Here is an 8,583-nt window from a genome sequence, read left to right on the forward strand (position 1 = left end):
AGCTTCACACCACCGGAGGCCGAACCGGAGATGATGCGCAGGTTCTTGCCGGCCGCCTTGGTGTAGCCGTTGATCGCCGGGGACGGGCCGATCCAACCGATGTCGATCAGGAGCACCGGGTGCTCTGGCGCGGCCCCTACATCACGGGTCCTGCCGACGCCCCGCTCATGACGGGCGAGAAGGCGTACCTCGTGGGTTCGTAGTCGTCCGCGTCCCGGATGCGGCGGGGCGCGTCGTCGTCGAAGTTGCCTGCCACGGGCTCAGCGTTCGAACGCTTCGGTCAGGCGAACCCGGTAGGCGTCCTCTTCCATCGGCACGACGGTGACGCCGAACGGGTCTGGGTGGCGGTCCGCGAGCTGCAGGCCGAGGGCTGGAAAACCGACCCCGAGGACTTGTGCGAGGTCTGGTCCCACCTGATCGAGAAGATCATGCGGTTCGGCGAGTACTCCACTCACGAGCTCGATTTCCCCCGGAGGCGTACGAGCCGCACCTGGATATCGACTTCACCGAGCTCGGCTCCGATCACGAGGCGGGGTAGCTGTGCCGTTCCTCAAAAGCTCCGACTGAGCGGGGGAGGGAGCAGCCTGTGCGGGTCAGGCCGCCCCGTCGCCCGTCAGCGCAGTCCGCTGTATGCGGCCATGATGATCTCCATGCCGCGGTTGTCCTCTTGGCGGTCCCGGTCAATCATCTGGTTCATGACGTAGGCCACCGTCATGCGTGAGTCGGGGTCGCTCACGACCAGCGAGCCGCCCCAGCCGCCCCAGCCGAAGGTGTTGCCGAACTTGCCGAAGCCCACTGTCCAGCACATCGGGGTGCCCAGCACGCGGTCCCCGCCGCGGAACACCTCCTGCCAGGCGGGCTCGCAACCCTTTGGGGACAGCATCCGCACGCCGCCAGCCGAACCCTGGTTCGCCAGTACCGACTGGACGAGGGCGACGGAGCGGGCGTTGCCGAAGCCGTTCACCGCCGGGATCTGCGCGCGGCGCCAAGCCGGGGAGTTGGCGTCCTTGACCCGGATCGCCAGTCCGGTGTCCTCCCGGCGTGTGCCATCCCTACCGAGCGGTGCGCCGGCGGCGTACTCGTCGGTCAAGGACGGCGGCGGGACGAGTGGCGCGACGCGATGGTCATGTTCGGTGGGGAGCCCGATGTGAAAGTCCGCACCCAGCGGTTTGGCCACCTCTTCGGCGAAGAACTCGCCGATACTGCGGCCGGTGATGCGGCGGACGATTTCACCCACAAGGAAGCCGAAGGTGAGGGCGTGATAGCCGGCGGCCGTTCCCGGTTCCCATTTCGGCGCCTGAGCGGCCAGCCCCGCCGTCACGCTGTCCCAGTCGTAGAGCTCATCGACCGTCGTCGGCCCGGACAGGTCCGGCAGCCCCGCGGTGTGCGACAGCACGTGCCCCACCAGCACCTTCTCCTTACCGGCTACGGCGAACTCGGGCCAGTAGGCGGTGACTGGCGCGGACAGATCGAGCTCGCCCCGGTCGACCAGGATCAGCGCGCACAGGGCGGTCATGTTCTTGGTCGTGGAGTTCACGCCGGTGATGGTGTCGCGCTCCCAGCCGACGGAGCGGTCCGCATCGGCATACCCGCCCCAGATGTCGACCACCGGCTCGCCGTCCACGTAGACGGCCGCCGAGGCACCCACGTCGTCCTTGCCGAGCAAGGCTGCCAGGGCCGTCCGTACTGCCTCGAACCGCGGCTCGTAAAACCCCTTAACATCAGTCATGAGCGTGAGCCTCATGCCAGGTCAAGGCTTCCTGCCCGACAATTCCCGCACCGGTTTTGTGGGGCGGGGCGCGAACACATCTTCTCTACTCCAGCAAGGCGGCCTGACTGCTGCGCGGGACCGCTCCTGCCTTCGCCCCGCGGTGGGCCGATGCCAGTTCGACGCCCAGCTGCATGCGGCGGTGGACAAGCAAGAAGAAGGGACGGATAGGCGTGCTGGAGCGGCTGAATCAGGCGCTGGATCACCTCGAGGCCTGCCTCGACCGGGAGGTCGACATGACCGAGGTGGCCCGGATCGCCGCCGTGTCGGAGTACCACTTCCGGCGGCTGTTCTCCGCGCTCGCGGGGATGCCGCTCCCGGTATACGTGCGGCGCCGACGAATGACCCTCGCCGGGGCCGAGGTGCTGGCCGGGGACCTGACGCTGCTCGACATTGCGGTCCGGTACGGATACAGCTCGGGCGAGGCGTTCGCCCGGGCATTCCGATCGGTGCACGGCATTGGACCGGGCGAGGCCCGGCGCACGGGTGGGGTGCTCACCGCGCAGCCGCGTATGTCCTTCCGTGTGGTCGTCGAAGGGAGCACGACCATGCGCTACCGGATCGTGGAGAAGGAGTCGTTTCGGGTCATCGGCAAGAAGGCCCGGCTTCCGCTCGTGCCGGAGGGGATCAACGTGGCAGCCGCGGCGCACCTGGAGAGCCTGGACAAGCCGACGATCGTACGGATGAAGGAGCTGGCCGGCCAGGAGCCGGATGGGATCTTGTCGGCGGTGGTGTACCTGACCGACAGCCGGGAGGAGGGCGCACGGGCGGACTACTGGATCGGCGTGGTGACCGGTCCCAAGGCGGCCGCCGAGGAGCTCGACGCCCTCGAGGTGCCAGCCGGGACCTGGGCGGTCTTCGACAACCACGGACCCTACCCGAGCGCCCTCCAGGAACTGTGGCGAGACGTGTTCACGCAATGGTTCCCCTCAAACCCGTACACGAGCCGGACAGGTCCAGAGCTCCTGCGGACGCGGCCGGTGGAGATCGGCGCCGAGACCGACTCCCAGCTGTGGATCCCGGTCGAGCGGGACGGTGGGAGCGCCGGAGCGTGAAAGCCCACTGGGACGCCGAGCCGGGGGCTGGCACACGTGACGCTCATGGACCTTGACGATATTATTGCGGTGCTTGGCTGAGGCTGACTCCGGGAAGCTGTGCCCCGAGTTATGCGACGGCCGCTACGCCGCAGTCCTCTATGACCCTGAGAGCGCAGCGGCCCGCCTGATCGGCGAGACCTCATCTCTCTACGCGGCGCTCGACCAGCTTGCCGACGAAACAGTTGCGAGCCACGGGATGGCTTCGTTCACTTCAAGCGGCTCTGGCTCAGGTTTTGTGGCGGTGACGCTGCCCAGCACGCAAAGGACTGGTTCACCCGGCGCCTCCAACCCCTGGGAGAGCCAGCCTCCGACCCCAACGGCCTCGCCCGGATCGGAGCAACCACGGACCCCGACACCCTCGGTATCCGGATGCTTGGCAGCCTCATCAACGAGGGCATCGGCCGCGCCCGTGCCTACAGCTGCGGACTCATCCTCATTCGCTGATTACCCGGCCGCGGACACATCGCGGTCCACTTCATCTCTCGTTGGAAAGGAGTAAGACCGTGTCCTACGTGGTGAGGCGGACGAGTCGTTTGTAGCAACAGATAGCTGCGGCCAGACCGAGAAAGGCCAGGTAGTTGCGAGGGTTCCGCTCGTAGCGGGGGCTGAGTCTGCGGTAGCCGGACAGCCACGACATCGTCCTTTCGATCACCCACCTGCGGCGGCCCAGCCGTTCGCTGGACTCAATGCCTTTGCGGGCGATCCGGACTCCAATGCGCTTGCCACGTAACCATTTCCACAGGTCCGGGCGGTCGTAGGCTTCGTCCGCGTGTAGACGCTGGGGCTTGAAGTACCGACCTCGATGGGGGTCGTGTTTCGTTTGGTGCCCCTCGATCATTGGCTTCAGCCCTTCGCTGTCGTGGGTGTTGCCAGCGGAGACGCCGACGAGGAGGGGCAGTCCTTTCGCGTCCGACAGGATGTGCATCTTGGAACCCGGCTTGCCCCGGTCCACGGGACTCGGACCTGTGTGTTCGCCCCCCGTTACCGTTTTCGTGGCCCCGCAATGGGGTTCCCGGTCTCCGGGTCCGGCATGACTTCCGCCCCTTGTCGATCATGGTCGAAAAAGTGGTGTCACCGGCTCCGGAGGCATCGGCAGACCGCTGATCAGGGGCATGACCGCTCGCCGAGCTCGTCGGGGCGAAGCAGGCCTTCGTAACGTGGATGCCGGCACGCTGGTGCCGTAGATGAGGCCGGGAAGGAATCTGCTGGGGAGGGGTGCGTGGGCGGCGAGGACAAGATCGATGTCTACCTCGGTCTGGACGTCGGCAAGGGCGAGCATCACGGCACCGCCCTGACTCCGGCGGGCAAGAAAGTGCTCGACAAACCGCTGCCCAACAGTGAGCTTCTTCAGCCGCCCCTCGTGCGAGTGGGGAGTCGCTGGGTGTTGACGATGTCGGCGAGCAGGACGGATGCTTCCGTGTCGGCCAGAACCAGTGCCCTCGACGTCACCTGATCGGTGGCCGTTCTGAAAGGGCTCACTGGCGCTTGAGTACATTCGTGATGCCCGCGATGACTGTTGTGGTGAGAACCCACCCAGAAGCCATCAGCAAATAGGCCACCACCTGTGCTGTTCCGGTAGAGTTCCAGATTCCTCTCTGCCCAAGGTTCACAACAGGCAAAAGAAGATCCAGAGTGTAGGCGAGCGCATCGTAGGTGGGTTCCGGATTCCCTCGGCGAAAAGGCGAGGGCTCGTGAGTACTGAAGTACCACCAACCCAGCACCCACAAGCCAATGATCCATGCGGCAGCACGGATTGGCACGTAACCATATCCAACGGTGATGTCTTGGATGACACCCCACGTCTTCGCGAGAAGCCGCAGTCCCTTGCGACGCTCACGCTGTTTAGCCAGCAAAATGGTGCGAACCCTGCGATCAAGTCCGGCGCGCCGGTACGCGGTAGCTAGTTGCTCGTATGGCTGAGGACTGTAGTGACGCCCGCGTAGCCAGCGCAGCCACGTGTCCACGTCATCGGGCTCTGGAAGGCCAGAGTAGGTCAAGCCATCGAACCTCACTTGGCCCTCGGGCCCGGCAGATCCGTCGTCACGGTTCTTTGATGCCAGGGTAGGGTCCAGCCGGATAACGCCAACATTTGCGAAGGTAAGGTCCAAGATTAGCGGCCCGTCTGAGTTGACGATCGTTCCCTCGCAGGAAAGTCGACCGTTGATGCTGGCATGCGACAGACTTACTACTCCGACTTCACCGGCGCCTGTCGCACTGAATTCCTCGTCTAGGAATGTGCTTCCCGCAACCACGACATCGTCGGCTACCAGGGCTGGGCCACTATCGTTCAGAATCATGACACTCTTGAGGCTCAATTGGCCGTCGATTGCGGCGCCAAACAAGCGTACCGCGCCCAGATGGCCGCCCCCTGATCCCGGATCCACCGCGTCCGCTCCCAGACTCAGCGGCGCACTGGCCTCAAAGAGGCTATCGTCGAAGTAGGCGCCTCCTTGAACCTTGACATTGTCGGCCACCAATGCTGGACCGTCTTCGTTCGAAAACGTGGCTGCCTGTGCATTCAGCTGTCCACTGATTGTGGCACCAGCCAAGCGCACTGAGCCCAGGCTGCTTGCTCCCTGGGCTTCGAACCCCTGATCAAGGAAGGCGCCTTCCTGAACCGCGATACGGTCAGCAACCAGAGCCGGGCCCTTGCTGTTCTCAATCTTGGCACCAGTCAGGCTCAGGAGACCATCGATCGCCGCGCCGGCAAGGTTCACCGCGCCATCTTTGTCTGACCCAGACGCCATGAATTCCTGGTCAAAGAACGCGCCTCCCCGAACCCCGACACCCATGGCCTCCAGGGCTGGTCCGTTGTCGTTCAGGACAATCGCGCCTCTCAGGCTCAGCTGACCATTGAGTTTGGCCCCTGCCAGGCGCACAGCACCTCGGCTTCCCGCCCCATTCGCCCTGAATCCGCCAAAGTCGGCGCCTAGCTGAACCTTGAGGCGGTCAGCGATTAAGGCTGGGCCGCTATCATTGAGGATCTTGGCATGCGTCAGGCTCATCTGACCGTTGATCGTGGCGCCAGGCAAACGCACCGTACCGCGACGGCTCGACCCCTCTGCATGGAATTTTCCATCAAAGTGAGCGTCACCCTGAACTGTGGCACCATCGGCTACTAGGGCTGGCCCCTCGCTGTTCAGGATTGTTGTTCCACTGAGGATCAGGCCGTTCACGTGAGCCAGGGTCAGGACGAACGCGCCAGAGCTGCCATCTCGCCGAATCAAGCTGTCTCGGATCGCCAATCGACCACCTAGACGGGCTCCGTTGGCTTCGACTCCGGCTACGACGCAGCTGTCCAGGATGACCCACCGCAGTCGGGCATCGCTCAGCGAGAAGGAGCCGTCGAGCCGACAGGCAGCCAAGTGAAGGCCGAGCTGGCTCTCAACACCGTCAAGGTCTAGCTTTCCTTGGATCCATGCGCCTCGCAGCTGAAGGCCGCGGGGATCAAAGTCAAGGCCATTGGTAGCACGTCTTAGAATGATTTCTCTCACGACAGAGGCATCAATTATCTGATGCTCGCCCCAGGACGCCGCCGGTTCCAGTGAGATCTCATCGACGTCCGGCAGCAGGTCCAGTGGGGTCCCCTCGGCGATGGCCTTAACCAGGCGTTGCGCGACGGTGTCTTGGTGAGAGCGTGACATCACAGTCACACATTAGGGAGGCGAAGCGCCGACGTAAGTCAACCCAATCGCATCAATTCGACCGTTTCCCTCGAACGCTCTATTTCAGCGCCGCTGAAAGGTGGTACTGGACAGTGAGCCCTTTCAGTTTGGCCACCGATCAGGTGACGTCGGGGGCGCAGGTTCTGGCCGACACGGAGGCATCCGTCCTGCTCGCCGACATCGTCAACACCCGGCGACTCCCCACTCGCACGAGGGGCGGCTGAAGAAGCTCAGTGAACCGCGATTGCGGGAGCTGTTCGAGAAACTGCAGGACAGGTATGGAACGGTGCTGGTCGTGGTGGACCAGCCAGCCTCGATCGGGGCCCTGCCTCTGGCTGTTGCCCGCGACGCCGGCTGCCGTGTCGCCTATCTGCCAGGGCTGACCATGCGACGGATCGCCGACCTATACCCCGGTGAGGCCAAGACCGACGCCCGCGACGCGGCCATCATCGCCGATGCCGCCCGCACCATGCCGCACACCCTTCGGGACCTGGCCCCTGACGACGAGACCGTCGCCGAGCTGCACATGCTCGTCGGGTTCGATGACGACCTGGCTGGCGAGGTCACCCGCACAAAGAACCGCCTGCGCGGACTGCTAACCCAGATCCATCCCTCGCTCGAGCGCGTCCTGGGCCCCCGACTGGATCACCCAGCCGTCCTGTTCCTGCTCGAACGCTATGGTTCACCAGCACAGATACGAAAGGCTGGCAGGCGACGGCTGGTATCGATGTTGCGGCCGAAGGCACCGCGCGTGGCCGAGCGGCTCGTCGAGGATATCTTCGACGCACTCGACGAACAGACCGTCCTCGTGCCCGGCACCGATGCTGCGGCGTTGATCGTCCCCAGCCTGGCCACCTCACTCACCGCCGTGCTCGACCAGCGCAAACTCCTCGCTGCCAGGATCGAACAACTGCTGGAGGCACACCCTCTTTCACTGGTCCTGACCTCCATGCCTGGCATCGGGGTCAGGACCGCAGCCCGCATCCTCATCGACGTCGGTGATGGCAGCGGCTTCGCCACCGCAGGCCACCTGGCCGCCTACGCCGGACTCGCACCTGCCACCCGCCGATCCGGCTCCTCCATCCGCGGTGAGCACCCGGCCCGGCGTGGCAACAAGCAGCTCAAGCGAGCCCTTTACCTTGCCGCGTTCGCCTCTCTCTCGCAGCCGGACTCACGCGCCTACTACGACAAGAAACGACGCGAGGGAAAGCACCACGTCGCGGCTCTCGTCTGTCTCGCCCGCCGTCGCATCGACGTCCTTTTCGCCATGCTCCGGGACGGCACCTTCTACGAACCACCCAAGATCGCTACCGCTTGACGAAAACCATAGGGGCACTTTTTAGCCCTGACGTGAGCGGTGTCGAGGACGACACGGGTGACGTCGATGAGGCCGGCATCGTCGAGCCGGTGCAGTACTGCCTCGTGCAGGCGGCCCCAGACGCCGGCTCTCGACCGGATCAGGAACCGGCGGTGGGCGGTTGACTTCGATATGCCGAAGCAGGGCGGCAGTTGGCGACAAGCGCAGCCGCTGACCAGGACGTAGATGATCGCCGCGAACAGCGTTTCATCAGGCGTGTCCTGGGTTCCGCCGCCCTGAGGCCGCACCTTCGGCGGTGGGATCAGCGGCTTTGCGATCTCCCACAACCCGTCCGGCACGATCCAGCTCCACGTTCCCCGCCCCATACCGGATCAACGTCCGCCTCACCACGTAGGACACGATCTTAGCGGAGTACTGCCGCGTGCACTGGAGCCTCGTTGGCAGCGGAGGAGAAGCTTTGCCGTCCTGTTGAACTCGCGTGAGCCTGCTGTGCTCAACTGCGGTCCTCCATCCCTGATCTGTGGGCCTTGTACGACGACATCGATGTCAACGAGGTGGACCCCGATATCGAACACGCGTGTTTGAGCCGTTGCCGGAACCCCGAGATGGAGCGCTCGACGTCGCATGTAGGGCCCACGGATCCGGGTCTCCGGCAACCTCGCCGGCGTGCAGGTGTGCGGGTGGAGCAGCCTTGACTCATACCGCAGCGGCCAGGCCGGAGCCTCCCTTCACGGC

6 protein-coding genes and 3 pseudogenes are annotated in these 8,583 nt (G+C 64.7%); 4 read left to right on the forward strand and 5 right to left on the reverse strand.

Annotated features, from left to right (window positions below):
* Positions 1–260: 260 nt before the first annotated feature.
* Both ACWCPI_RS38715 and ACWCPI_RS38720 read right to left on the reverse strand, forming a co-directional pair.
* Complete coding sequence (locus ACWCPI_RS38715; protein ID WP_451042643.1) at positions 261–455, reverse strand: hypothetical protein; 195 nt, start codon at positions 453–455, stop codon at positions 261–263.
* A gap of 158 nt (positions 456–613) precedes the next feature.
* Positions 614–1,729 carry a serine hydrolase domain-containing protein gene (locus ACWCPI_RS38720; protein ID WP_451042645.1) on the reverse strand — a complete coding sequence of 372 codons (1,116 nt, stop codon included), beginning with the start codon at positions 1,727–1,729 and terminating at the stop codon, positions 614–616.
* A 212-nt stretch (positions 1,730–1,941) separates the two neighbouring features.
* On the opposite strand from ACWCPI_RS38720, the gene ACWCPI_RS38725 reads away from it, so the two are divergent.
* A complete protein-coding gene (locus ACWCPI_RS38725; protein ID WP_451042646.1) occupies positions 1,942–2,823 on the forward strand; it encodes an AraC family transcriptional regulator in 882 nt (293 codons plus the stop codon).
* Positions 2,824–3,373: 550 nt separating this feature from the next.
* Here ACWCPI_RS38725 and ACWCPI_RS38730 read toward each other — a convergent pair.
* Positions 3,374–3,856 (reverse strand): annotated as a pseudogene (locus tag ACWCPI_RS38730) (IS5 family transposase); the annotation flags it as partial.
* A 228-nt stretch (positions 3,857–4,084) separates the two neighbouring features.
* Here ACWCPI_RS38730 and ACWCPI_RS38735 point away from each other — a divergent pair.
* Positions 4,085–4,207, forward strand: a pseudogene (locus ACWCPI_RS38735) (IS110 family transposase); the annotation flags it as partial.
* 133 nt (positions 4,208–4,340) lie between these two features.
* Here ACWCPI_RS38735 and ACWCPI_RS38740 read toward each other — a convergent pair.
* On the reverse strand, positions 4,341–6,041 hold the full coding sequence (locus tag ACWCPI_RS38740) for a hypothetical protein (protein ID WP_451042644.1): 1,701 nt from the start codon (positions 6,039–6,041) through the stop codon (positions 4,341–4,343).
* Between the two features lie 581 nt (positions 6,042–6,622).
* Here ACWCPI_RS38740 and ACWCPI_RS38745 point away from each other — a divergent pair.
* Both ACWCPI_RS38745 and ACWCPI_RS38750 read left to right on the forward strand, forming a co-directional pair.
* Positions 6,623–6,754 (forward strand): hypothetical protein, encoded by a 132-nt coding sequence (locus ACWCPI_RS38745; RefSeq protein ID WP_451042648.1) that lies wholly within the window; start codon positions 6,623–6,625, stop codon positions 6,752–6,754.
* Positions 6,691–7,848 (forward strand): IS110 family transposase, encoded by a 1,158-nt coding sequence (locus tag ACWCPI_RS38750; protein ID WP_451042647.1) that lies wholly within the window; start codon positions 6,691–6,693, stop codon positions 7,846–7,848. The genes ACWCPI_RS38745 and ACWCPI_RS38750 overlap by 64 nt, the downstream gene beginning before the upstream one ends.
* Before the next feature lie 17 nt (positions 7,849–7,865).
* On the opposite strand, the pseudogene ACWCPI_RS38755 reads toward ACWCPI_RS38750, so the two are convergent.
* Positions 7,866–8,213 (reverse strand): annotated as a pseudogene (locus tag ACWCPI_RS38755) (transposase); the annotation flags it as partial.
* Between the last annotated feature and the right edge of the window lie 370 nt (positions 8,214–8,583).

The sequence above is a fragment of the Streptomyces sp. NPDC001920 genome (assembly GCF_053594495.1).